Here is a 1738-nt window from a genome sequence, read left to right as displayed (position 1 = left end):
CCGAGCAGTTGGTGGAGCTGGCGGGGGAGATCAGGTCGTTCCTGGTGGAGGCGGTGTCGCGGACCGGTGGGCATCTGGGTCCGAATCTGGGTGTGGTGGAGTTGACGGTGGCGTTGCACCGGGTGTTCGACTCGCCGCGGGATCGGGTGTTGTTCGACACGGGGCATCAGTCGTATGTGCACAAGTTGTTGACCGGGCGGCAGGATTTTTCGCGGTTGCGGGCGCGGGGTGGTTTGTCGGGTTATCCGTCGCGGGGGGAGTCGGAGCATGATGTGATCGAGAATTCGCATGCTTCGACGGTGTTGGGGTGGGCGGACGGTCTGGCGAAGGCGAATGAGGTGTTGGGGCGCCGGGATCGTCATGTGGTGGCGGTGATCGGTGATGGTGCGTTGACGGGTGGGATGGCGTGGGAGGCGTTGAACAACATCGCTGCTGCGCGTGATCGTCCGTTGGTGATCGTGGTGAATGACAATGAGCGGTCGTATGCGCCGACGATCGGGGGGTTGGCGAATCATCTGGCGACGTTGCGGGTGACGGACGGGTATGAGCGGTTCTTGCAGCGGGGGAAGGAGTTGTTGGATCGTACTCCGGTGGTGGGGCGTCCGTTGTACGAGACGTTGCACGGTGCGAAGAAGGGTTTGAAGGATTTCATTGCGCCGCAGGGGATGTTCGAGGATCTGGGGTTGAAGTATGTCGGGCCGATCGATGGTCATGACATTGCGGCTTTGGAGTCGGCGTTCGTGCGGGCGAAGCGGTTCGGTGGTCCGGTGATTGTGCATTGCATCACGGAGAAGGGGCGGGGTTATCGGCCTGCGGAGCAGGATGAGGCGGATCGTTTTCATGCGGTGCCGTTGATTCATCCGGACACGGGGTTGCCGGTGTCGGCGGCGGGGTTGGACTGGACGTCGGTGTTCGGTGAGGAGATGGTGCGTTTGGGGGTGGAGCGTCCGGATGTGGTGGCGGTGACGGCGGCGATGTTGCAGCCGGTGGGGTTGCAGCGTTTTGCGGAGCGGTTTCCTGATCGGGTGTTCGATGTGGGGATCGCGGAGCAGCATGCGGCGGTGTCGGCGGCGGGTTTGGCGACCGGTGGGTTGCATCCGGTGGTGGCGGTGTATGCGACGTTTTTGAATCGTGCGTTCGATCAGGTGTTGTTGGATGTGGCGTTGCATCGGTGTGGGGTGACGTTCGTGTTGGATCGGGCGGGGGTGACCGGTTCGGACGGGGCGTCGCACAACGGGGTGTGGGACATGTCGGTGTTGCAGGTGGTGCCGGGGTTGCGGTTGGCGGCGCCGCGGGATGCGGCGCAGTTGCGGTTGCAGTTGCGTGAGGCGGTGGGGGTGGGGGACGGGCCGACGGTGGTGCGTTTTCCGAAGGGTGCGGTGGGTCCGGCGATCGAGGCGGTGGGTCGGGTGGGTGGCATGGATGTGCTGCGTGCGCCGGCGTCGGGTCGTGGGGATGTGTTGATCGTGTCGGTGGGTGCGTTGGCTCCGGTGTGTTTGGAGGTGGCGGATCTGTTGGGTGCGCAGGGGATCGCGGCGTCGGTGGTGGATCCGCGGTGGGTGAAGCCGGTGGACGAGGCGTTGCCGGCTTTGGCGGCGGAGCACCGGGTGGTGGTGACGGTGGAGGACAACGGTCGGGCCGGTGGTGTGGGGTCGGCGGTGGCGCAGGCGTTGCGGGATGCGGGGGTGGATGTGCCGTTGCGGGACTTCGGTGTGCCGCCGCGGTTCCTGGATCACGG

At 65.2% G+C, this 1738-nt stretch carries 1 protein-coding gene; it reads left to right on the top strand.

Annotation, left to right across the window (positions count from 1 at the left end; genetic code table 11):
- Positions 1–1738 (top strand): 1-deoxy-D-xylulose-5-phosphate synthase (dxs, locus tag ACYVO2_RS37200; protein WP_461012553.1); only part of this gene is annotated, 1738 nt, incomplete at both ends.

Source organism: Streptomyces capparidis, assembly GCF_054782095.1.
This window is presented reverse-complemented; position numbering and strand designations above follow the sequence as displayed.